At 72.1% G+C, this 21,804-nt stretch carries 21 protein-coding genes and 1 tRNA gene; 14 read left to right on the forward strand and 8 right to left on the reverse strand.

Going from position 1 to position 21,804, the window contains the following annotated elements:
• Nucleotides 1-9: 9 nt before the first annotated feature.
• The 6 genes from ACIQ6R_RS31195 to ACIQ6R_RS31220 form a co-directional block, all read right to left on the reverse strand.
• On the reverse strand, nt 10-846 hold the full coding sequence (locus ACIQ6R_RS31195; protein WP_404183526.1) for a methyltransferase domain-containing protein: 837 nt from the start codon (nt 844-846) through the stop codon (nt 10-12).
• Nucleotides 843-1,955 carry a hypothetical protein gene (locus tag ACIQ6R_RS31200; RefSeq protein WP_404224939.1) on the reverse strand — a complete coding sequence of 371 codons (1,113 nt, stop codon included), beginning with the start codon at nt 1,953-1,955 and terminating at the stop codon, nt 843-845. Before ACIQ6R_RS31200 ends, ACIQ6R_RS31195 begins: the two co-directional genes overlap by 4 nt.
• Nucleotides 1,952-3,172 carry a hypothetical protein gene (locus ACIQ6R_RS31205; protein ID WP_404224941.1) on the reverse strand — a complete coding sequence of 407 codons (1,221 nt, stop codon included), beginning with the start codon at nt 3,170-3,172 and terminating at the stop codon, nt 1,952-1,954. The genes ACIQ6R_RS31200 and ACIQ6R_RS31205 overlap by 4 nt, the downstream gene beginning before the upstream one ends.
• A 76-nt stretch (nt 3,173-3,248) precedes the next feature.
• Nucleotides 3,249-4,625, reverse strand: coding sequence for a DUF6002 family protein (locus ACIQ6R_RS31210; protein WP_404183535.1), 1,377 nt, complete (start codon nt 4,623-4,625; stop codon nt 3,249-3,251).
• The gene (panD, locus tag ACIQ6R_RS31215) at nt 4,622-5,059 is read right to left on the reverse strand and encodes an aspartate 1-decarboxylase (protein ID WP_404183538.1); all 438 of its coding nucleotides are present in this window, start codon (nt 5,057-5,059) and stop codon (nt 4,622-4,624) included. The genes ACIQ6R_RS31210 and panD overlap by 4 nt, the downstream gene beginning before the upstream one ends.
• Before the next feature lie 23 nt (nt 5,060-5,082).
• Nucleotides 5,083-5,808, reverse strand: coding sequence for a TauD/TfdA dioxygenase family protein (locus tag ACIQ6R_RS31220; protein WP_404183541.1), 726 nt, complete (start codon nt 5,806-5,808; stop codon nt 5,083-5,085).
• Between the two features lie 660 nt (nt 5,809-6,468).
• Here ACIQ6R_RS31220 and ACIQ6R_RS31225 point away from each other — a divergent pair.
• Nucleotides 6,469-7,632 (forward strand): MFS transporter, encoded by a 1,164-nt coding sequence (locus ACIQ6R_RS31225; protein WP_404224942.1) that lies wholly within the window; start codon nt 6,469-6,471, stop codon nt 7,630-7,632.
• A 45-nt stretch (nt 7,633-7,677) separates the two neighbouring features.
• On the opposite strand, the gene ACIQ6R_RS31230 is transcribed toward ACIQ6R_RS31225, so the two are convergent.
• Both ACIQ6R_RS31230 and ACIQ6R_RS31235 read right to left on the reverse strand, forming a co-directional pair.
• The gene (locus ACIQ6R_RS31230; protein WP_404183547.1) at nt 7,678-8,100 is read right to left on the reverse strand and encodes an ATP-binding protein; all 423 of its coding nucleotides are present in this window, start codon (nt 8,098-8,100) and stop codon (nt 7,678-7,680) included.
• Nucleotides 8,101-8,315: 215 nt separating this feature from the next.
• The gene (locus ACIQ6R_RS31235) at nt 8,316-10,142 is read right to left on the reverse strand and encodes a glycoside hydrolase family 3 protein (protein WP_404224944.1); all 1,827 of its coding nucleotides are present in this window, start codon (nt 10,140-10,142) and stop codon (nt 8,316-8,318) included.
• Between the two features lie 698 nt (nt 10,143-10,840).
• On the opposite strand from ACIQ6R_RS31235, the gene ACIQ6R_RS31240 reads away from it, so the two are divergent.
• The 13 genes from ACIQ6R_RS31240 (at nt 10,841) to ACIQ6R_RS31300 (ending at nt 21,702) form a co-directional block, all read left to right on the forward strand.
• Nucleotides 10,841-12,745, forward strand: coding sequence for a sensor histidine kinase (locus ACIQ6R_RS31240; RefSeq protein WP_404224945.1), 1,905 nt, complete (start codon nt 10,841-10,843; stop codon nt 12,743-12,745).
• 98 nt (nt 12,746-12,843) lie between these two features.
• On the forward strand, nt 12,844-13,278 hold the full coding sequence (locus tag ACIQ6R_RS31245; RefSeq protein ID WP_279560566.1) for a roadblock/LC7 domain-containing protein: 435 nt from the start codon (nt 12,844-12,846) through the stop codon (nt 13,276-13,278).
• A gap of 2 nt (nt 13,279-13,280) precedes the next feature.
• Nucleotides 13,281-13,655 carry a DUF742 domain-containing protein gene (locus ACIQ6R_RS31250; protein WP_404183556.1) on the forward strand — a complete coding sequence of 125 codons (375 nt, stop codon included), beginning with the start codon at nt 13,281-13,283 and terminating at the stop codon, nt 13,653-13,655.
• Nucleotides 13,633-14,277, forward strand: coding sequence for a GTP-binding protein (locus ACIQ6R_RS31255; RefSeq protein WP_404183559.1), 645 nt, complete (start codon nt 13,633-13,635; stop codon nt 14,275-14,277). The genes ACIQ6R_RS31250 and ACIQ6R_RS31255 overlap by 23 nt, the downstream gene beginning before the upstream one ends.
• A gap of 82 nt (nt 14,278-14,359) precedes the next feature.
• Nucleotides 14,360-14,935, forward strand: coding sequence for a GAF domain-containing protein (locus ACIQ6R_RS31260; RefSeq protein ID WP_404183562.1), 576 nt, complete (start codon nt 14,360-14,362; stop codon nt 14,933-14,935).
• A gap of 193 nt (nt 14,936-15,128) precedes the next feature.
• Nucleotides 15,129-16,157, forward strand: coding sequence for an L-threonine 3-dehydrogenase (tdh, locus tag ACIQ6R_RS31265; RefSeq protein ID WP_404224947.1), 1,029 nt, complete (start codon nt 15,129-15,131; stop codon nt 16,155-16,157).
• A 53-nt stretch (nt 16,158-16,210) separates the two neighbouring features.
• Nucleotides 16,211-17,404: a glycine C-acetyltransferase gene (locus ACIQ6R_RS31270; protein WP_404224949.1), complete on the forward strand. Its 1,194-nt coding sequence runs from the start codon at nt 16,211-16,213 to the stop codon at nt 17,402-17,404.
• Nucleotides 17,405-17,463: 59 nt separating this feature from the next.
• On the forward strand, nt 17,464-18,366 hold the full coding sequence (locus tag ACIQ6R_RS31275; RefSeq protein ID WP_310869903.1) for a LysR family transcriptional regulator: 903 nt from the start codon (nt 17,464-17,466) through the stop codon (nt 18,364-18,366).
• A gap of 46 nt (nt 18,367-18,412) precedes the next feature.
• The gene (locus ACIQ6R_RS31280; RefSeq protein ID WP_404224951.1) at nt 18,413-19,000 is read left to right on the forward strand and encodes a helix-turn-helix domain-containing protein; all 588 of its coding nucleotides are present in this window, start codon (nt 18,413-18,415) and stop codon (nt 18,998-19,000) included.
• Complete coding sequence (locus ACIQ6R_RS31285) at nt 18,997-19,542, forward strand: GNAT family N-acetyltransferase (protein ID WP_404224952.1); 546 nt, start codon at nt 18,997-18,999, stop codon at nt 19,540-19,542. Before ACIQ6R_RS31280 ends, ACIQ6R_RS31285 begins: the two co-directional genes overlap by 4 nt.
• A 30-nt stretch (nt 19,543-19,572) precedes the next feature.
• A complete protein-coding gene (locus ACIQ6R_RS31290; protein ID WP_404224953.1) occupies nt 19,573-19,932 on the forward strand; it encodes an MmcQ/YjbR family DNA-binding protein in 360 nt (119 codons plus the stop codon).
• Nucleotides 19,933-20,097: 165 nt separating this feature from the next.
• The gene (locus ACIQ6R_RS31295; RefSeq protein ID WP_404224955.1) at nt 20,098-21,423 is read left to right on the forward strand and encodes an MFS transporter; all 1,326 of its coding nucleotides are present in this window, start codon (nt 20,098-20,100) and stop codon (nt 21,421-21,423) included.
• A gap of 205 nt (nt 21,424-21,628) precedes the next feature.
• Nucleotides 21,629-21,702: transfer RNA gene (locus ACIQ6R_RS31300), tRNA-Pro, on the forward strand.
• The last annotated feature ends 102 nt before the right edge of the window (nt 21,703-21,804 follow it).

The following is a 21,804-nucleotide window of genomic DNA, read 5'->3' on the forward strand; positions in this document are numbered from 1 at the left end:
CTCCGCTGTTCAGCCGGTGGCCGGCCGGGTGCTGCCCCAAGCCTGGAAGAGCGTGGCGTGTACGACCAGGGTGCCGGGATCGGCGAGGTGCTGAGAGAGCGCTTCGATGTGGTCGTCGAGTTCGGCGTCGGTGATGAGGCCGTGTTCCACGAGGGCGGATCGGCACAGTCGGGCGCGGTCGACCAGCAGCGTCCGGTAGGGGTCGGTGTGCTGGAAGACGTGGGTCGACGCGCGGACTCCCACGTCCAGCAGTCCGTGTTGCCGCAGTATGCCGGGCAGCCGGCGGCCGAGCATGACGTCCATGCCGTTGCGCGCCCAGAGCTGAGCGATCACCGTGACGAGGCGGTCCCAGGAGGGGTGCGGAGGCTCGCAGACGCGGGTGAGCCAGTCGACGTCCTGCACGGCGACGGTGCCGCCGGGTTTGGTCACGGCGATCATCTCGTCCAGTACATCGTCGGGGTGGGGGACGTTCATCAGGACCAGCCTGGTGTGGACCAGGTCGAAGGATGAACGGGGCAGGCCCGTTTCCGCCGCGTCGGCGCTGAGCAGGGAAACGTTGCGCAGTCCCCGCTCGTCGATGGTGCGGCGGGCCATCTCTGTCATGCGAGGTTCGGCGTCCAGGCCCACGACCCGGCCGTGCTCACCGACGCGTGCCGACAGGGCGTCCATGATGCCGAGCGGGCCGCATCCGACGTCCAGCGCACGGTCGCCCGGACCGAGGGGGACGCGGTCGAGGAGAGCGAGCGTGTCGTCTTCCAGCAGCCGCCCCTGGAAGAGCAGGCGTTCGCGTTCCTGGTCGTCGGCTCCCAGCAGGTAGGGAGACGGAGATGACGCGGAGGTTGTCACGGGTGCTCCTTCTGGCGGGACGGGGAAGCGTCTGTCCGCCGTAGCCGGTCGCGGAGTTCGAGGAGTCGCCGGCACAGGTCCGGCAGGTCGGCGGGGCGGAAGCTCGCGGGCAGGTCGGCTCCGTGTTCCCGCAGGACGGAGAGCGTGGCCGGTGTGAAGCGCAGGAGACCGTCGTCGCCGAGGCGTACGCCGTCGAGGTGCTCGCGTCGTCGGTGGAAGGCGACGGCCTCGGACTGGGAAAGGTCCGGAGGCAGCCGCAGGGAGAGGACGGACTCGTGGATGCTGACCGGGTAGCCGCCAGGCAGTCCGTGCGGTGCCGGCAGGTGCCCCGTGTAGGAGACGGTCGGGTCGGTGAGCGCGTGCAGGGCGGGTACGGCGCTGTGTGCGCCGAGTTCGTTGAGGAAGTCGCGGGGCGTGGCGCGGACCCCTTCGAGGAGCGTGGGGAGTTCGGCCAGCGGGGTGCCGTCCAGCCATCCCGCGGCCTCGTCGCGTGGATCCTCGGGTGTACTCAGGTGAGCGTGGTGCGCCAGGAGGGCCAGCCGGGACTCGTCGTGCAGGTCGAGGCGGGCACGGATGCCGGTGGCGAGGGTGGCGACGTTGCCCAGGCCGCAGAGAACGGGCAGGCCCTCGCCGTGCAGTGCGGGGTTGACGAGGTCGGGAAAGCACGCGTTGACCACTTGAGTGGCGGGCGAGGCGTCGGCGCAGGCCAGCCCGCAGTCCCGCACCAGTTCGGCCTGGATCGGCAGCGTGACACCGAACCCGGCCCGGCGCAGCAGTGCCGCCCAACCGGACGCCCCGGTGCGCGCCTCGGACGGGGGCTGCGGCGAGGCGCAGACCACCAGCAGTGCCGGGCGCAGACTCCGCAGCAGTGGCCGGAGCCGGTCGCCGGGGGAGGGGCCGGCGCTCTGCGCGGCGAACGCCACCCGGGTGCCGGCCAGTGCCGCGTGGCCTGCCGCGAGCGCGGCCACGGCCTCGGCGCGTTCGGGCGTGCGGCCGATGATGTGCACGGTGCTGACGCGGCCGGGGCGCTGCGCCAGGCCGCGCACCAGGCCCTGGGCGAACGCGCCGGTGCCCAGGACGGCCACCGGTCCCGTGGGTGAGGCCGTCATGGCTGTACCGGCTGGGGATCCGGGGCGGCTCCGTGGAAGAAGGAGTCGAGGTGAACGGTGTGAGGTGCCGGCAGACCGGGGCAGCGGGCGCTGAGGTCGAGTCGGGGTGGCCGCTGTTCGTCGGTGAAGTAGACCGGCGCCAGGGAGCCGTCGGCACGGTGGGCCAGTAGCGGGTTCGACACCAGGAAGTCGCGTAGAACGGCGGTGTCACGGCGTGGGTAGAGACGGATGCGTTTGGTGGAGAAGTGGTTGGGCGGCAGCTCGACCCGTGGGCCGAGACGGCGCTTCCACTGGAAGATCCCCTTGCTGATGAATGCCTCGGTGCCGTAGAAGTCGACGCGGGGTACGCCGTGTTCCCGGGCCCAGCGCAGAAGGTGGTGGTACACCGCCTTGAAGGTGCCGTCGCGGTACAGACGCTCGTCGCCGTCGAGGACGCCCAGCAGGCGAGTGGTCAGCGTCGTGCCGTCCGCCGACCAGTGGCACAGCACTCCCGCCCTGCGCTCGCCCGCGTCGGTCAGGAAGAACAGGCTGCCGTGGGGCAGGATGGCGTGCCGGGCGACGGGCCATGTCTCGGTGCGGCTCCGGTCGCCGTGCCGGGTCGCCATGGTCGGCAGGTGCATGCGCTGGTAGAAGAAGTCGAGGGCGCGGGGGGAGGAGTCCTCTGTCCACGCCCAGTCGTGCAGGGCGCGGTCGCGGCGGAACTGCCAACGCTCGCGCTTGGAGATCTGCCGTTCCAGAGCGTCGAGCCCCTCGGGTATACCGACGGTCAGGTGGACGCGGAAGGGAGCGGTGATGCTGCGGCTCGCCGGCAACCTGCTGAGCCGGGCCGCCTCCGCCCCGATCACCACCAGGTCGGCTGGGGGGAGGGCACCGCGGGCCAGGTCCCGCCACGCCACGAGGGCGTGCTCATGGCCGACGGTGGACATGCCGAGCGTGTCCCGCTGCTGTTCCAGCAGTTGCAGGATGTTGGTGCGCCCGGCGGACAGGCCGACGTAGGCGATGTTCAGGCGGCCGCGGCGCTCGTGGGAGACGACGGCGTGGACCCGGGCAGGCGCGTCGTCGAGCGCGCGGCGCGCGGCACGCCAGGCCGGATGCCGACTGTTGTTCCAGGTGTAGCGCAGCCGAGCGGGCAGCGCCGGGACGGCTTCGGCCGCCGGGAACGGGCTGGGTGGGCGAACCGCGGGGGTCGGTCCGTACGATCGTGGGACGAGCAGCAAGGGAACTCCCTGTCGCGGCGGGAGAGCTGGGGTGGCGGGCGCGGGCGCGGCCGTGGAGTACGGCCGCGCCTCGAGGTCAGTTGGCCGCTTCGCGCACGGCCGCGGCCAGATCCGCGGCGTCCGTGACCGGGCGCAGGTGGTCCTGGGGGACCGGCCGGTAGTCGTCGGCCGCGTACGAACCGGAGCCGTGGACCAGGATGTCGGTGTCGTCCACCAAGTCCCGGTCGATGGCGTTGAACACTCCGGTCAGCGCCATCACCAGAGACCACTCGCGCAGCTCCCGGGGGTCGGCGGGCAGCCGTACCCCGGCCGGGGAGAGCAGGGAGCGCAGGGCCGGGTAGCGGTCGAGGCACTCGGCCAGGGAGACGACGATGCCGCCGCCGCCCTGGCGGCGGATGATCTCGTTCATCCGGGGCGAGGTGGCCGGCCGGCGGGTGTAGAAGGTGGCGTCCAGCTGTTCGTCGGGCGTGTAGGCGGTCCGGGGGAAGCGGGGGTCGTGGTACTGCACGAGCCGTCCCTCGCTCTCCGTCCAGCGAGGCCGGTAGTCGAAGCGGTCGTGGTACAGGCTGGAGACCATGTCCGAGGTGCCCAGGTGCTGGACCAGGAAGTAGCCGGCCGAGGTGTCCGGCCATGACTGTCCGGTGATGTGCTGTTGTCCGTGGAAGTGTCCCAGCAGTCCGAACGCGCTGGACACGGCGTGTGCGTGCAGTCGGGGCGCGGCGGTGAGGCGGTCGCGTTCGAAGAGCGCGCGCACGGTGTCGGCGACGGCGTAGTTGAGCAGTTCCAGCGAGTGCCACAGCCGTACACCGCGTTCCCGGTGCAGGACGGCGGCCAGGTCCTCGGTCACGGCGCGGGCGAGCTGCTTGACCTTGCCCGGTTCGTCCGTGTCCAGCGCTGTCAGCGGGTTGGCCCGGCGCAGCTCGGAGTCGTCCGACAGCTTCGAGCGCCACAGCTTGCCGCGCGAGGTCGAGGGGACGACGCAGACGATGCCCAGGGTGTCCGGGCCGGCCAGTCCGCACTCATGGGCGCGCAGTACGGCGTCCCGCAGCGCGGTCGCCTTGTTGGCGCTGGAGGGGGTGAGGAGGACGACCCGTTCACCGGTGCGTTCGATGTGGGCGACGGCACGCGCGACGATCACCAGGGAAGCGTAGGTCTTCGTGGTGCGGGTGCGCGGGTTGTGCATGAGGTGCAGCAGGTCCAGGCGGCGGCCCCGGTGCTCGGTCAGGGCGTGGGCGCTGATCGTGCTGGGAGCGAAGAAGGCGTCCAGCGACGGGCCGGGACGCGGCAGTTCCCAGCGGGGGGCGAAGGACGTGGGGTCGGAGGGAGCGACGGCTCCGGTCTCGTGGAGTACCCGCCGAAGCTCCGTGTCGTAGTGGGAGAGTGCCGCGGGCAGTTCACCGGCGTGTGCGGAGGTGCGCGGTGTCGGTGTGGTGCGCGGCAGGATGGAGGTCATGAGGCTGCTCCTTCGAGCAGGTGGTCGCCCCGGACCAGCGACGCCGCGTCCGTCTCGGCGGGGACGTGCGCGGGGTCGGTGCCGATGTCGCGCGGGCGGTTGTGCCGGTCGACGAAGACGATGTCCGGCCGCAGTGTCCGCGCCTCCTCGTCGCTGACGCCGGCGTACGCGATGATGATCACCAGGTCGCCGACGGAGATCAGCCGGGCGGCGGCGCCGTTGATGCCGACCACCCCGCTGCCGCGGGCACCCTCGATCACGTAGGTGGTGAGCCGGTTGCCGTTGTCGATGTCGACGATGTCGACCTGCTCGCCGGGCAACAGCCCGGCGGCGTCCATCAAGTCGCGGTCCAGTGTGAGCGAGCCGACGTAGTGGAGGTCGGCCTGGGTGACGGTGGCGCGGTGGATCTTGCCTCGGAGCATGGTTCGGTACACGGACTTCTCCTTTGCCGAGGTGGTCAGGCCGCGATCTGGATGCGCCGCAGATGCCTGCTGCGGTCGGTGAACGCGTTCCGGGCGTGCAGCAGTCGCCAGTTGTCCCAGACCAGCATGTCGTTGCGCTGGTAGGTGACGGCGACGTGCTCCGCCTCGAAGGCGCGCTGCCACCGCTGCTGGAGTCCCACCGCGGGATCGTCGTCGTCACGCAGGAGGTTGTTGCAGCTGAAACGGACGACCAGGCCCTGCTCGTGCTCCTCCAGGACCGGGTGCCGGGTCTTGAGGTCGAGGCCGAGCCGTTGGACGCCTTCGGTGGTCTTCCAGTCGTAGGCGTGGTCCAGCAGCTGTTGACGTTCGTCGTCGGACAGCGCCTGGGTCCAGGGCCGGGTGTCGCACAGCGTGGTCTCGCCGCCGGGTCCGGACGCGGGAGTCACACACCACAGGGCGATGTAGCGGGGTGGCAGAACGGCGAAGTCGTACCCTTCCGTGTGCGGGGTCAGCGGGCGGGTGTTGCCCGCGTGGTAGACGTCGTCCATGCCCGGCTCGGGGCGGACGTCGCCGACCACCGCGCCGTTGTAGTTGGGCACGAACGAGCCCAGCTCCCGGCAGAAACGTACCTGGTCGAAGGTGTCCGGTACGTTGCACATGAGCACGTATCCATGCTCGTCCATCAGCTGGTGAAAGGTCTTCGCGAGCAGTTCATCGCTCAACGGATTGCCGTTGAAATCGAGCTGCGAAAGAATGCTCACCGGGGAATGCGACAAGGCTACTCCAAGGCGTAGTTCCTGCGTGGCCTGATGTGTGCCGGCGGTACTAGGGAGTTGCTTTCGCATGTCGGCGGTACACCGGCCCCTGGCCTGCCTGTGATACGAGGCGGAGTTGACAGGAAGCGGCGCGCCGAAGCGGCGACTACAGCACGATAAGCCGGAGCGGGGAGGGCCCGTCAATGCTTGACGACGGGCGTCATCCGGCCATTGGCGCCACCGGCGGGAGAAGTCTCAAGGAGGGAACCGGGCAGCTCGGGAAGGGGTGCGGGACAGAATTCCGTCGTATTCCCACCTGGCGCGGTGGCCGAATCAGTCCTGCCGAACATTCCGAGGAATGGCACTACCGAGCACGGGTACTCGCGTCGCTGACGTCTGTCAGTGCAGCTGCCCCAGTGTTTCGTACGAGTGAATTATCGGGCCAACCGCAGGGGAAAATCGGCCTCTTGCTCGGCGAGGCGCTCACGCTGTCATGAGGCATGCTTGCAGACCCGTCCGCGCTCGGTGCGGACCCCAGCGCAAGAGGACGGAGACCATGTGAGGTACACCGGTACGTCGAATTCCCAGGATGCGGCCGGACCCCGAGAGGAAGAAGGCCCGCCGGAGGAGCGGGGCGTCGTACGGAAACTTCTGTACTCCGAAGCCGTGTCGGCTCTCGGCGGTGGTCTCTGGTTCAGCATGTGGGCGGTCTACCTGACGTCGGTGAAAGGAATACCGGCGGCTTCCATGGGATTGGCCATGGGGCTCGGTGGCGGGGCGGGTCTCCTCGCGGCCGTCCCCGTCGGCGCACTCGCGGACCGGCTCGGCGCCCGCCGGGTGTTCATCGCCGTCAGCGTCGCTCGCGGACTACTGGTGCTGCTCTTCCTCTTCACCGACGACTTCTGGAGCCTGCTCGTGGCCGCCGCGCTGTTCACGGCCTCGGAGACGTCGGGCCGGGGCGTGAAGGTGACCTTGATCTATCTGCTCATGCCGGGACACCGGCGCCTCACGGTGCTGGCCCAGGCCCGGGTGGTGCAGCACATCACCTACGCGGCCGGTGCCGGCGCCGCCGCCTGGGTCCTGTCCAACGGCACCGCCGGCGCCTACTACGGGGCGGTGGCCGTGGTGTCCCTCTGTGCCGTCCTCTCGGCCGGGGTACTCATCGGACTGCCGCCCACCCCGCCCGTCCCTCCGGCCCGGCGCAGCTCCGGCACCCGCGCCGTACGCGACCTTCCCTTCCTGTCGCTGATGAGCACCACTGCTCTGCTCTCGCTGTGCTGGCCCCTTCTCTCCAGCGGTCTGCCGCTGTGGCTGAAGTACCAGACCACCGCGCCGGTGTGGCTCGCACCGGTGACCGTGGTCGTCAGCTCCCTGTTCATCGCCCTCTTCCAGGTACGCGTCACTCGTCAGGGGGAGAACCTGAAAGGGGCGATCCGCTCGACCCGGAAGGCCGGTGCCGCCCTGGCGGTCTGCTGCCTGCTGTTCGCCGCTGCCGCCTGGCCGGCCCCACCGATCCTCTCCTCCCTCGTCGTCCTCGCCGGTCTGACCGCGCACATCTACGGGGAACTGCATTACGTCGCCTCGCGCTGGGGCCTTTCACTCCGGCTGATGCGTCGCGATGCCGAAGGCGAGTACCAGGGGCTGGCGGCAAGCACCGAAGGGGCCGTGGCCACCGTGGGACCCGCGCTGATCACCACGCTCGTCACCGGCGCGCTGGTCGGCGGCTGGGGTGTCCTCGCCGTCATCTTCGTCGCCGCCGCCGCACCCACTCCCGCTCTCTGCCGTCGGGCGCTGAGAGCAGGCGGCGGCTCGCGGGCCTCCGTCGGCTGAAGGCGGCGACGCCCCGGGGGAGCTCGCACACACGTGGCGTGGGTGTCAGCGGGCGCTCTCGGACGTCGTCGGCGGACGGAAGCAGGCGATGACCGTCTTCCCTTCCGGGCAGCGGCGGGCTTCCCAGTCGTCGGTGAGGGCATCGACGAGAAACATCCCCCGTCCGCCGAGGCGTTCGCCGCTCGGGGGACGGGGAGTGGGCAGGGTGGTGGACGAATCGTGCACGGCGACGTGCAGGCAGTGGCCGTCCCAGGTCATCGCCAACTGGGCGTGGGAATGGGCGTGTACGTGAGCGTTGGTGACCAGTTCCGAGACGGTCAACAGCACGGCGTCCACCGTGTCTCTCGCGCTGTCGGTCCAGCCGAGGGTCTCCAGGTGCCCGCGCGCCCAGTCACGCGCCGACTTCGGACTGCTGTCCAGCGGCAGCGCACGCGCCCAGCCCACCGCCCGTAGTGACGATTCGTCCACCGCGATCCTCCCCGTTCGGTCCTGAGACGCGGGTACCCCCTGTGTGCCTCCTGAAGCTGTGGGTGCATTGAGGCCCACACCGCGCCGACGCGTGGTGCGGCCGGCTGCCCACGTGGTCGACGAGTCCGGCCGTGATGCCGAGCGGTTGACGCATTCCGCCCCGGCGCTCCCCTTCAGGGGGCACCGGGGCGGAAAGCCGTGGGGGGAAGCGGATGTCAGTCGTCGTACGACAGGCCGTGCCCGGAGCGGAAGAGGACCTTGGTCGGGTCGTCGGCCCGCTGGATGGGTACCGGCAGCCTGCCGCGCGGCTCGACCCGGCCGGCGATCACCCGGGCGGCGGCGCGCAGTTCGACCTCGGTCCAGCAGTAGGAGACCAGTGAGGCCGGGACGTCGCCGAGGTGGGCGATGTCGTAGGGGTTGCGCACCGCGAGGTGGATGAGGGGAACGCCTGTGGCGAGCAGCCTGGACACCAGGGCGCGCTGGGTGCTGGTGGCGCCGACGTTGTCGGTGGTGACCACCACCGCGTCCCGTCCCCGCGCGGCGGCCACAGCCTCGTCGATCTTCGCCGCGTCGGGGGCCCGGCCGGTGGCGAGGTGGGTGGTGGCGTAGCCCAGCTCCTCGAACGCCTTGGCCAGCTCGGGCACCGTGGTGCGGGTGTCGTCGGTCGGGAAGGCCGGGCTGGCGCCGACCACGAGCAGCTTCCTCTGCCGGCGGCGCAGCGGGAGCGCCTCGTCCTCGTTGACCAGCAGGGTGGTGGTGCGCTCGGCGATCCGGGCGGCGGCGAGCTGGTGCCTGCGGGCGCCGACGACCCGGTCGACCTCCTTCGGGGAGGCGTAGGGGCTGCCGCTGAGCAGGCCGACCTTGTCCTTGACCCGCAGGATGCGCAGGACCGACGCGTCGAGCCGGCCCTCGGAGAGCTCGCCGCTGCGGACGGCGGCCAGGACGCCGTTGTAGGCGACGTCGATGTCCGGCGGGAACAGCAGTTGGTCGGCGCCGGCCTTGAGGGCGAGGACGGGCACGCGGTCGTCGCCGTACTTGGTGCGCACACCCCGCATGTTGAGGGCGTCGGTGACGATCACGCCGTCGAAGCCGAGTTCGTCGCGCAGCACGCCCTGGAGGATCGTGGGCGACAGGGTGGCCGGTTCGTTGCTGGGGTCCAGCGCGGGGACCTGGAGGTGTGCGGTCATGATCGAGTCGACGCCGGCGGCGATCGCGGCCCTGAAGGGCGGGGCGTCGACGCGCTCCCACTCCTCGCGGGTGTGGGTGATCACGGGCAGTCCGGTGTGGCTGTCCTCCCCGGTGTCCCCGTGGCCCGGGAAGTGCTTGGCGCAGGCCACGACCCCGGCCTGCTGATAGCCCGTCACCTGGGCCGCCACCATGCGACCGACCTCGCGGGCGTCGGCGCCGAAGGAACGGACGTTGATGATGGGGTTGGCGGGATTGACGTTGACGTCGGCGACCGGGGCGAAGTTCTGGTGGATGCCCAGGGCGGCCAGTTCGGTACCCGATATCCACCCGGCGGTGCGCGCGTCGGAGGGCGAGCGGCCCGCGCCGAGCGCCATCGCGCCCGGCAGCTGGGTGGCGCCGCTGCCGATGCGGACGTTGGCCCCGTGCTCCTGGTCGATGGAGATGAGGGACGGGACGGGAGTGGGCAGGGCGAGTGAGGCGCGCTGCACACCGTTCGTCAAGTCCGCGACCTGGCGGGGGTCCTGGATGTTGTTCGTCCAGCCGGAGAAGTAGATGACACCGCCGATGTGGTACTTGGCGATCAGCTCGGCCACGGTGCGGACGCCCAGTTCCCGGAGGTTGCGGTCCTGGTCGAACTGGCTGGGAGAAGTCGCCGACGCACCGTAGAAGTACGGCACGAACAGCTGGCCGATCTTCGCCTCGATGCTCATCCTGGAGATGATCTTCTTGAGGCGGTGGTCGCGCCGGTGCGCGACCGCGGGGGTGGCCGCCGCGCCCACGACGCCCGTGGCGCTCGCGGCCACCACGGTCGCGGAGGCGAGAACGGTTCGTCTGGACAGACTCCGGTCCTGCATACGGACATGCCCCTTCCAGCCTTGCTCATCAAGGGAATCGAAGGAAACGTGCGGTACTCCGAACAGCGGGAAACGTAGCCCGCGGGCATGAGCGGGGCAAGAGGTCTAGACAAAAAAGGTCTAGACAAGGCCGCCCTGTTGCCGAGCGGAGTCGGCCCGCGGCCGTCCGAGCCGATGATCGCCTCGACCGCGCAGGGGCCGCACCTCTCCCTCGATGCGCGGGACCACCCGTTCCGCCCGGCCGGCCACGCCCCGCCCGTCCGTGGCGCGGGCGCGCACCGCGGCCGGCGAAGGTGAGGCGGACGGCGTCCCCGGTGCGGTACCCGTCACCGCCTCGCTCTCGTCCCGACGGGAGCCTCCGTCGTCACTCGCGGTGACTGAACTTGATCGAGTCGGACCGGTTCCAGGTGCTTCCGGAACGGAAGCTTCACCGGCTTATCGGGCTGTCGTACGAAGCCTCATACCAGAGCGGGACGTTGTCCGAGGGACTTTGGCAACTGCCCACCGCACATGATGTGCGGGCGACTACTGTCAGTGTCCGTCGGGCGACGTAGACCGGATCCCCCGGTCCGCTCGGTCGACACCGCGACGACGCGTGCCCGCGTGACGTCGCGTGTCCGCGTGGCATCCGCCACCACGCGCGAGCACCAGGGCCCGATCCGGGCCCGACGGACCAACGGACCAGTACGAGGACCCCGATGTCTCACCTCCGCGCCCCGGCCGCGCGAGCAGACCGCCGTGAGGGCGGGCGGCACGGCCGGCCGGCCTCACGTACCGCCCCCGCGCTGCCCGAGTCCCACATACGCCCCCAACTCCTGCGTCTCGCCGTGCTGCCGCCCGTCGCGGTCGCCCTCAGCGCGTGCGCGGTCGTCCTGTTCACCGTCCGGTCCACCGGTGCCCGGCCCGGCCTCGTCCTGTGGGGCGTGCTCGCCGGGGCGGTCTCGGTGACCCTCGCGGCCGTCGCCATCGCCGCCGTCGCCGCCGACCGCGCCGCGCGGTCCGTACACGACCGTGTCGGCGCCCTGCGCCGCAGCACCGCGCGCCAGGAGGGCGATCTGCGCGCCGTGGTCGAGGCGTTGCGCCGCGGCGAGACCCCGCCCCAGCGAAAACCGCGCGGCGGACCGCCGGACGACTCCGACGACTTCGAACTGCTCGCCGCCGACCTGTCCCGCGCCCACGACGGTGCCGTCACCGCCGTCGTCCGGGCCGCCCAGCTCTCCAGTCAGGCGGGCAGCGAACAGAAGCTGGAGGTCTTCGTCAACCTCGCCCGGCGCCTGCAGTCGCTGGTGCACCGGGAGATCTCCATCCTGGACGAGCTGGAGAACGAGATCGAGGACCCCGACCTCCTCAAGGGCCTCTTCCACGTCGACCACCTCGCCACCCGCATCCGCCGCCACGCCGAGAACCTCGCCGTGATGGGCGGCGCCGTCTCCCGCCGCCAGTGGAGCAACCCCGTCGACATGACCGAGGTGCTCCGCTCGGCCATCGCCGAGGTCGAGCAGTACTCGCGCGTCCGGCTGGTCCCGCCGATCGACGGCACCCTGCGCGGCCACGCCGTCGCCGACGTCATCCACCTGCTGGCCGAACTCGTCGAGAACGCCACCCTGTTCTCCGCCCCGCAGACCCAGGTGCTGATGCGCGCCAACCTCGTCACCTCGGGCCTCGCCGTAGAGGTCGAGGACCGCGGACTCGGCATGCCCGTCGGCGAGCAGAGCCGGATGAACGCCCTCCTCGCCGACCCCGACCAGGTCAACGTCGCCCGGCTGCTCGCGGACGGCCGCATCGGGTTGTACGTCGTCTCCCAGCTCGCCAAGAGGCACGGGATCACCGTCCGCCTGCAGACCAACATCTACGGCGGCGTTCAGGCCGTACTGGTCGTCCCGCAGGCCCTGCTGGGCGCGGAGCCGGGAGCGCTCCCCGCGGGCGACGCCCGGCCGTCGGAGGCCGGCGGGGCCGGACCCGTGCCCCTGCCGCCGCCCCGGCAACAGCCGCGGACCGACGCCCCCGCGATGCCGACGGCGCCCGCCGCGGCCCCAGCCGCACCGGCTCCCGTCCCTTTCGCGCCCGCCCCCACAGAGCCCGCGCCGGTCCCGGCCCGCGGGGCGGAGTCGGGCGAACCCGTGCCGCTGCCCGTGCGCGGCGCCCACCGGGACCGGCCCACCCCGGCGGCCGCCGTGCCCGGTGTCCGGCCCGAAGACCGGGGCGTCCTCGCCGAGCACGCGGCCGCCCCGCCCGTCCCGCGCCACAGCGCGGTGCGCGGCACCATGGGCAAGCCCCAACTGCCCCGCCGCCGCGCCCAGGAGCACATCGTGCCCCAGCTGCGCGGCGGCCCCGCACCTCGCCAGGAACCCGAGCAGCACACCGGCCACGACCCCGGACTCATGGCGGCCTTCCAACGCGGCATCGGTCTCGCGGAGGCCCAGCAGCACGTGGAGCCGGCCCAGATGGAGCCGGCCCCCATGGAGCCGATCTCCATGGAACCGACCCGCGTCGATCCGGCGTCGGCGCGCACGGAGCCGTCCCGCATGGAGCCGTCCCGCACGGAGCCGTCCCGCACGGAGCCGGCCCCCATGGAACCGACCCACCGGGACACGGCCGGATGAGCAGCCCCGCGACCACCCCCCGCTTCCTCCCCACCCCCACCCCCACCACCACGACCAGCGCTCCCGCAGACCTTCGTACCCCAAGGAGTCGATCCACCATGGCGAGCGACGCGCCGACCGGCCATGTATCCGACCTCGACTGGCTGATGAGCGGCCTCGTGCAGCGCGTGCCGCACACGTCCAGCGCGGTGCTCCTGTCCTGCGACGGACTGGTGAAGTCCGTCCACGGCCTCGACGCGGACAGCGCCGACCACATGGCTGCCCTGGCCTCCGGCCTGTACTCCCTCGGCCGCAGCGCCGGTGTCCGCTTCGGCGACGGCGGAGACGTACGGCAGGTCGTCGTCGAACTCGACTCGACCCTGCTCTTCGTCACCACCGCCGGCTCCGGCACCTGCCTCGCCGTGCTGGCCGGTCGCGAGGCCGACGCGGCCGTGCTCGGATACGAGATGGCCATGCTGGTCAAGAGCGTCCGCCCCTACCTGGTCACCGCGCCCCGGCAGCACGCCGTCGAACCCCCGGCGATGAGGCCTTGAGGGTGGCCGCGGCCGGCGACGGGCCCTGGCTCGACGACGCGGCCGGTCGGCTGGTGCGCCCTTTCACCGTGAGCAACGGCCGTACCCGGCCCACCGTCGCGCTCGACCTGATGTCCCAGGTGATGGCCACGGGGGCGACCCCCCTCGGCTACCTCGGTCCCGAACACGCGCAGGCACTCGACCTGTGCCGGGCGCCCCTCCCGGTCGCCGAGCTCGCCGCTCATCTGAGGCTTCCGGTGGCAGTCACCAAGGTGCTGCTGTCGGACCTCGTCGACTGCGGCGCGCTGACCACCAAACCCCCCGCCTCGTTCCACCACGACCCCACGGACCGGGCCCTTCTGGAGGCAGTGCTCGATGGACTACGACGACAGCTCTGACTACGGCCACGGACCCGTCCCGGGGCCCGGCCACGACACGACCGATCCCTTCCCCACCGCGCTGAAGATCCTCGTGGCGGGCGGGTTCGGAGTGGGCAAGACGACCTTCGTCGGCGCGGTCAGCGAGATCGCACCGCTGAGCACGGAGGAACTGCTCACCACGGTCAGCGCCGCGACCGACAACCTCGACGGAATCGAGAACAAACTCGAAACGACGGTGGCCATGGACTTCGGCCGCCTCACCCTCGACCCGGAACACGTGCTGTACCTGTTCGGTACGCCCGGCCAGGAACGGTTCTGGTTCATGTGGGACGAGCTGTGCGAGGGCGCGCTCGGTGCCGTGATCATCGCCGACACCCGCCGCCTGGAGGAGTCCTTCGCGGCCGTCGACTTCTTCGAGGAGCGCGGACTCGGCTTCATCGTCGCGATCAACGAGTTCGACGGCGCGTACCGCTACGACCCCGAGGAGGTGCGCGCCGCCATGGACCTCCACCCCGAGATCCCGATCGTGCGCTGCGACGCCCGGATCTCCAGTTCCGGCGTACAGACCCTGCTCACCCTCGTACGCCACCTCATCGCCCACACACCGGCCCCCACGACGGGGCACGGCGCCCACAGGTGATCCCCGGGTGACCCCAGGTGATCGCCGTACCCACCGCCACGGAGCCGCACATGACGCACGCCCACAGCGACGGAGCCCGCCCATGAGCTATGACCCGCCGCGCCCGGCCGGACGGCTGCTGCTCACCCCCGAGGACCGGGAGGCCCCCGCCCGGGTGCGACGGCTGCGCCGGCTCGGTCTGGCGGAACGCCCGGATCCGGCCCTGGACATCTACGCGGCCCACCTCGCCCATCTCGCCGAGGCACCGTACGCGATGGTCAACTTCCTGGTCGAGGGCGGGCAGTTCTTCGCGGGCCTGCGGGTGCCGGAGATCCCGCCGGTGACGCGGGGGGACGGCACCAGCCCCGAGTTCGCCCGGGTACAGCCGCGCGACCACGGCTTCTGCCCCCATGTGGTGGTCCGGCGCAAGGCCCTGGTCCTGGAGGACGTGCGCGACTATCCGCGCTTCGCCGGCAACCCGGTCGTCGACGAGTTCGGCATCCGCTCCTACCTGGGAGCCCCGCTCATCGACAGCACGGGCACGGTGCTGGGCGCGGTGTCCGCCGCCGACGTGAGGCCGCGGACCTGGGGAAAGGCGGGCCTGGCGACGATCAAGTCGACGGCGGCCGATCTCGTACGGCGCATCGAGCGCAGCGCGGAGGACGGACTGCCGCTGTGAGCCGACGGGCGCCGGAGCGACCGGTGTGAGGGCGTTGTGGGCGTGAAGGAAAGCTGCGACCGGGCTTAAGAAAGGCTCGATGGACCCGGGACGGTGTCGTACGGCAGATTGCTGTGCGATTCCCCTCCCTTCCCCGGACGCGGGCTGCCCCGGCATGCCCGGCGCCGGGACCTCACCGTCAGGAGCCGTAGCGTTGAAGGCGCTGGTCAAGGAGAAGGCGGAGCCCGGCCTCCGGCTCGCGGACGTCCCCGAGCCCGTCATGGGGCCCGGCGACGTGCTCATCAAGGTGCTGCGCACCGGCATCTGCGGCACCGACCTGCACATCCGGGCCTGGGACGGCTGGGCCCAGCAAGCCATCCGCACCCCCCTCGTCGTCGGGCACGAGTTCGTCGGCGAGGTCGTCGACACCGGGCGGGACGTCACCGACATCAAGGCCGGTGACCGGGTCAGCGGCGAAGGGCACCTGGTCTGCGGCAAGTGCCGCAACTGCCTGGCCGGCCGGCGCCACCTGTGCCGTGCCACCGTCGGGCTCGGCGTCGGCCGGGACGGTGCGTTCGCCGAGTACGTCGCCCTGCCCGCCACCAACGTCTGGGTGCACCGCGTCCCCGTCGACCTCGACGTCGCCGCGATCTTCGACCCGTTCGGCAACGCCGTGCACACCGCCCTGTCCTTCCCGCTGGTCGGCGAGGACGTCCTCATCACCGGTGCCGGACCGATCGGCCTGATGGCGGCCGCCGTCGCCCGGCACGCGGGGGCCCGCAACGTCGTCATCACCGACGTGAGCCAGGAACGCCTGGACCTGGCGCTCAAGGTCGGCGTGAGCCTCGCCCTCGACGTGTCGAAGTCGACCATCGCCGACGGACAGCGCGAACTCGGCCTGCGCGAGGGCTTCGACATCGGCCTGGAGATGTCCGGCCGCCCCGAGGCCATGCGCGACATGATCGCCAACATGACGCACGGCGGCCGGATCGCCATGCTCGGCCTGCCGTCCGAGGAGTTCCCGGTCGACTGGGCCCGGATCGTCACCTCGATGCTCACCGTCAAGGGCATCTACGGCCGCGAGATGTTCGAGACCTGGTACGCCATGTCGGTGCTGCTCGAAGGCGGCCTCGACCTCGCCCCCGTCATCACCGGCCGCTACAGCCACCGCGACCACGAGGCGGCGTTCGAGGACGCGGCCGGCGGCAAGGGCGGCAAGGTCATCCTCGACTGGACCGCGTAAGTCACCTGCCTCTTCCAGCGCTCTCTCCCACGCCTCTTCCAGGAGCTTCTGACATGTTCGACTCCGTGCGCGACGACCTGCGCGCCACCCTCGACGAGATCCGCGCCGCCGGCCTGCACAAGCCCGAGCGCGTGATCGGCACCCCGCAGTCCGCGACCGTGAACGTCACCGCGGGCGGTCGCCCCGGCGAGGTCCTCAACTTCTGCGCCAACAACTACCTCGGCCTCGCCGACCACCCCGAGGTCGTCGCCGCCGCCCACGAGGCGCTGGACCGCTGGGGCTACGGCATGGCCTCCGTGCGCTTCATCTGCGGCACCCAGGAGGTGCACAAGGAACTGGAGGCCCGGCTCTCCGCGTTCCTCGGCCAGGAGGACACGATCCTGTACTCCTCCTGCTTCGACGCCAACGGAGGCGTCTTCGAGACCCTCCTCGGCCCCGAGGACGCGGTGATCTCGGACGCCCTCAACCACGCCTCGATCATCGACGGCATCCGCCTGTCCAAGGCCAGGCGGATGCGCTACGCCAACCGCGACATGGCCGACCTGGAGGCCCAGCTCAAGGCCGCGGGTGACGCGCGCCGCAAGCTGATCGTCACCGACGGCGTCTTCTCCATGGACGGCTACGTCGCCCCGCTCCGCGAGATCTGCGACCTGGCCGACCGCTACGACGCCATGGTCATGGTCGACGACTCGCACGCAGTCGGCTTCGTCGGCCCCGGCGGGCGCGGCACGCCCGAGCTGCACGGCGTCATGGACCGCGTCGACATCATCACCGGCACCCTCGGCAAGGCGCTCGGCGGCGCCTCCGGCGGTTACGTCGCCGCCCGCGCCGAGATCGTCGCCCTGCTGCGCCAGCGCTCCCGGCCGTACCTCTTCTCCAACACCCTCGCCCCGGTGATCGCAGCCGCCTCCCTCAAGGTGCTCGACCTGCTGGAGTCGGCCGACGACCTGCGGGTCCGGCTCGCCGAGAACACCGCCCTGTTCCGCCGCCGGATGACCGAGGAGGGCTTCGACATCCTCCCCGGCGACCACGCCATCGCGCCGGTGATGATCGGCGACGCGTCGAAGGCGGGCCGCATGGCCGAGCTGCTGCTGGAGCGCGGGGTGTACGTGATCGGCTTCTCCTACCCGGTCGTGCCGCAGGGCCAGGCCCGTATCCGGGTGCAGCTGTCCGCCGCCCACTCGACGGAGGACGTGAACCGCGCGGTGGACGCGTTCGTGGCGGCGCGCGAGGAGCTGGACGCCTGACACGGGCGTGACCTGCGGCCCCGGGCGCGGCGGGTGCGGTGGGTGAGAGAATCGATCCCGTGATCGAAGCGCGGCGGCTGCACATCCTCCGAGCGGTGGCGGACCACCGCACCGTGACGGCGGCTGCCGCCGCGCTGTACCTCACCCCGTCGGCGGTCTCCCAGCAGCTGGCCGCCCTGGAGCAGGAGACGGGCCACCGCCTGGTCGAGCGCGGCGCCAAGGGCGTACGGCTGACCCCGGCCGGCGAGATCCTGCTCAGCCACACCAACGCCGTCCTCGCCCAGCTGGAGCGGGCCGAGGCGGAACTCGCCGCGTACAGCTCGGGCGACGCGGGCACCGTCACGGTCGCCTCCTTCGCGACCGGTATCGCACTGGTCGTCGCGCCCGCGCTGGCCCGCCTCGCCGAGTCGGCGCCCGGCATCCGCATCCGCGTCCAGGACGCCGAGGGCGACGCCAGTCTGCCGATGGTCCTCGACCGGCAGGTCGACGTGGCCGTCGCCGTCGAGTACCGGGGGGCGCCGCCCGCCGACGACCCGCGCCTGACCCACGTCCCCCTGTACGCCGAGCCCTTCGACGCCGTCGTCCCGCTCGGCCACCGGCTCGCCGACGCCGACGAAGTGCCGCTCGGGGAGCTGGCCAAGGACGCGTGGATCGGCCCCTACCCGGGCAACCCCTGCCATGACGTGGTGGTCCTGGCCTGCGAGCACGCCGGCTTCCAGCCCCGCATGGAGCACTCCTCGGACGACTTCCGCGCGGTCGTGTCGCTCGCCGCGGCCGACGTCGGCGTGGCACTCGTCCCGCGCTCGGCCCTGCACGGCACGGACCTCACGGGCGTGGTCGTCCGCCCGGTCGACGGGGTCGCGCCCACCCGCCGCGTCTTCGCGGCGGTGCGCCGGGGAGCCGAGGAGCACCCGCTGATCCGCCCGGTCCTGGACGCGCTCGACGAGGCGGCCCGGGCGTGAGGTCTCCGTAACACGGCCGTCTCATATCCGGGATAGCGTCCCGAATATGAGAGACACGGATGAGGAGCCGAAGGCTCCCGACCTCGTGGACGCCCGGCTCGCCGCCCGGCTGGCCGAGCTGCGCGCCGAACGCGGCTGGTCGCTAGGGGAGTTGGCGGAGCGCAGCGGAGTGAGCCGGTCCACCCTGTCCCGCGCCGAACGGGCGGAGATCAGCCCCACCGCCTCCCTGCTGAACCGCCTGTGCGCCGTCTACGGGCGGACCATGTCCCGGCTGCTCAGTGAGGTCGAGGCGGAACCCGCGCTGCTGGTGCGGGCCGGCGAGCAGCCGCTGTGGGAGGACCGGTCCGCCGGATTCGTACGCCGCTCCGTGTCCCCGCCGCACGCCGGGCTGCGCGGCGAACTGGTCGAGGGACGGCTCGCCGCAGGCGCCGACCTCGCCTACGACCGGCCGCCCGTGCCCGGCCTGGAACAGCACATCTGGGTCCTGGACGGAGCCCTGGAGGTGACGACCCAGGACGTCGAGCACCACCTCGGCACCGGGGACTGCCTGCGGATGCGGGTGTGGGGGCCGACGAGGTTCCGGTGCGCCGGCCCCGAGGACGCGCGCTATGCGCTGGTGGTGGTGCTGCCGTGATCGTGACCCAAGTGGACGAGCGGCGGCTCACGGCCCTGCTGGAGGAGTTGGCCGACCTGCTGACCGACACCGTCGAGGGCGGCGCGTCCGTCGGCTTCCTCGCGCCGCTCGACCGGGCGGACGCCGTCGCCTGGTGGCGGGAGCGGGCCGCGGCCGTCGCCGCCGGGCGACTCGCCGTCTGGGTCGCACACGAGGGGGGCCGGGTGCTCGGCACGGTGAGCCTCGCCCTGCCCGACAAGCCCAACAGCCGTCACCGCGCCGAGCTGGTCAAGCTGATGGTCTCGGGCGCGGCGCGCGGCCGGGGGCTGGGCCGCCGGCTCCTGACCGCCGCCGAGGAGGCGGCCGCGGCGGCCGGCCTCACCCTGCTCCACCTGGACACCGAGACCGGCAGCCCCGCCGAGCACCTCTACCGCTCCACCGGGTGGACCCGCGCCGGAACGATCCCCGACTACGCGGCGGACCCGGGCGGGCAACTACGGCCGACGACGCTCTACTTCAAGCAGGTCGGCGGGGAGGCGGGCGCCCCGGCCGGCGCCGGGTGAATGTCAGTGGCGGCGGCTACCGTGCCTGACATGCCGGACGCAGAAGACGTACGCCGTATCGCCCTGTCCCTGCCGGAAACGACGGAGAAGGTCGCCTGGAGCATGCCCACGTTCCGGGTCGCGGGGAAGATGTTCGCCACACTGCCCGAGGACGAGACCTCCATCGCGGTGCGCTGCCCCAAGGAGGAGCGCGACGAACTCGTGCTGGCCGAGCCGGGGAAGTTCTGGATCGCGGGCCACGAGGCGCAGTTCGCCTGGGTGCGGGCCCGCCTCGTCGCCCTGGAGGGCGAGGACGAGCTGCGCGACATCCTCGCCGACTCCTGGCGCCAGGCGGCTCCGACCCGGCTGCTGGAGGCCCATCCCCGGCTGGGGCTGCCGGCCGGGGGCTGAAAACCCCTCGGGCGTTGTCAGTGCCCCGTGGCATGATCCGGGGCGTGCGTGCAGCCGGGGCCGGAGGGGGGCTCCGGCTGTCGGACGTACGTCGCGCGCGGGATCAGCAGGGGCCGCACGGGGCGGGTGGCCGGCGGGGGCCGGCCGTGGAGGGGAGAGCGCGGGATGGCCGGGACGTCGTCGCAGCCCAGGCACGAGCGGGCGGCCGGAGTGGGCGCGGCGCGAGCCGTCTGGTCGCGGGACTTCGGGCTGTTCTTCGTGGCCCGGGCCATCGCCCGGCTGGGCGACACCATGCTGCCCGTCGCGCTCGCCGCCGGTCTGCTCCAGCACGGGTACGGGGCGGGCGCGGTCGGTCTCGCCATGGCCGCGACGGCCGCCGCCTTCGCCGGCCTGGTCGTCTTCGGCGGGGTCCTCGCCGACCGCTTCAGCACCCGCAAACTGATGATCGGCGCCGACCTGGTCCGGCTCGGCACCCAGGCGCTGGCCGCCGTCCTGTTCTTCTCCGGCCACGTCGTGCTGTGGCAGATCTGCGCGATCGGGTTCGTCAACGGCGTCGCGGGCGCCGTCTTCCAGCCCGGCGTCGCCAGCACCGTGCCCCGGCTCGCCTCCGACATCCAGGGCGCGAACGGCGCGATACGCGTCGCCGAGTCCGCGGCCCAGCTCGCGGGACCCGCCGTGGCCGGTCTCCTGGTCGGCTTCGCCTCACCGGGCGGGGTCTTCGCGGCCCACGCGACCACGTACGGAGTCAGCGCCGTGTGCCTGCTGCTGCTCCGGCTGCCCCCGCTCGCGCCGGGCGGCCGAGTGGTGGTCGGCGGCGGGACGAAGGCCTTCCGCGCCGACCTGGTCGAGGGGTGGCGGGAGTTCCGCTCCCGGCGGTGGCTGTGGGGCGTCATCGCCGTCTGGTGCGTCTACATGATCGCCGTGTGGGGCCCGACCGTCCCGCTGGTGGCGACCGAGGTGGTGCGGGAGCACGGCCCACGCGCGTACGGCCTGGTCAACTCCGCCCTGGGCGCGGGCACCGTCGTCGGCGGGCTCCTCGCGCTGCGGCTGCGACCCCGCCGCATGCTCCGGGCCGGCGCGATCGCCCTCGTGGGCTTCGCCGCCTTCCCCGCGAGCGTCGGAGCCGGGCTCGGCGTACCCGCCATGGCGACCGGAGCCGCCGTCGCCGGGGCCGGGATGTCCTTCTGGGGCGTCATGTGGGCGACCAGCGTGCAGACCCAGGTCCCGCCGGACGTCCTGAACCGCATCCACGCCTACGACGTGGCGGGCTCGCTGGCCATGATGCCCGTCGGCCAGGCCCTCGCGGGACCGGCCGCCTCGGTCATCGGCGCCGACCACGTGCTGCTCGTCGCCGGCGCGACGAGCTTCGCCGTCTGCGCCGCCCTGCTGCTGATACCGGCGGTACGCGGGCTGGTGCGGGTCGACGCGGCCGCGGCCGGCTCCGACCGCACGGCGACCACCCCCGAGCCGTCCGGTGCGGAGAAGCGCTGACGGCGGACCGTGCGGAGAACCCCTGGCGGAGACCGTGCGCACAAGCGCTGACGGCGACCGCGTCGAGAACCGCTGACGGCGGACCGCACGGAGCCGTGCCGGCCGGCGGGCCGTGCCCCGGAAAAGCGATGCGCGACCACCGGCCCGAGTGCGGTATGGTTTTCCTGCGCGTTCGGCCGGGGGAAACCCCAGGTCAGGCGGGCAACGGGACGTGGCGCAGCTTGGTAGCGCACTTGACTGGGGGTCAAGGGGTCGCAGGTTCAAATCCTGTCGTCCCGACTGGAGACAGTCGTTGATCGAGGGGCGGTTTCGGAGAGATCCGAAACCGCCCCTCGATTGTCTGCCCTGCGGCGTGCCTGGGCGCTCAGGCGAGATGCCCGA

It is taken from the genome of Streptomyces sp. NPDC096048 (assembly GCF_044763415.1).
GTDB lineage: Bacteria > Actinomycetota > Actinomycetes > Streptomycetales > Streptomycetaceae > Streptomyces.

Coding starts and splice junctions, on each gene's coding strand:
- ACIQ6R_RS31200 (WP_404224939.1), bottom strand. CDS start 1,955: ATGACGGCCTCACCCACGGGACCGGTGGCCGTCCTGGGCACCGGCGCG.
- ACIQ6R_RS31210 (WP_404183535.1), bottom strand. CDS start 4,625: ATGACCTCCATCCTGCCGCGCACCACACCGACACCGCGCACCTCCGCA.
- ACIQ6R_RS31235 (WP_404224944.1), bottom strand. CDS start 10,142: ATGCAGGACCGGAGTCTGTCCAGACGAACCGTTCTCGCCTCCGCGACC.
- ACIQ6R_RS31240 (WP_404224945.1), top strand. CDS start 10,841: ATGTCTCACCTCCGCGCCCCGGCCGCGCGAGCAGACCGCCGTGAGGGC.
- ACIQ6R_RS31245 (WP_279560566.1), top strand. CDS start 12,844: ATGGCGAGCGACGCGCCGACCGGCCATGTATCCGACCTCGACTGGCTG.
- ACIQ6R_RS31255 (WP_404183559.1), top strand. CDS start 13,633: ATGGACTACGACGACAGCTCTGACTACGGCCACGGACCCGTCCCGGGG.
- ACIQ6R_RS31260 (WP_404183562.1), top strand. CDS start 14,360: ATGAGCTATGACCCGCCGCGCCCGGCCGGACGGCTGCTGCTCACCCCC.
- ACIQ6R_RS31270 (WP_404224949.1), top strand. CDS start 16,211: ATGTTCGACTCCGTGCGCGACGACCTGCGCGCCACCCTCGACGAGATC.
- ACIQ6R_RS31280 (WP_404224951.1), top strand. CDS start 18,413: ATGAGAGACACGGATGAGGAGCCGAAGGCTCCCGACCTCGTGGACGCC.
- ACIQ6R_RS31290 (WP_404224953.1), top strand. CDS start 19,573: ATGCCGGACGCAGAAGACGTACGCCGTATCGCCCTGTCCCTGCCGGAA.
- ACIQ6R_RS31295 (WP_404224955.1), top strand. CDS start 20,098: ATGGCCGGGACGTCGTCGCAGCCCAGGCACGAGCGGGCGGCCGGAGTG.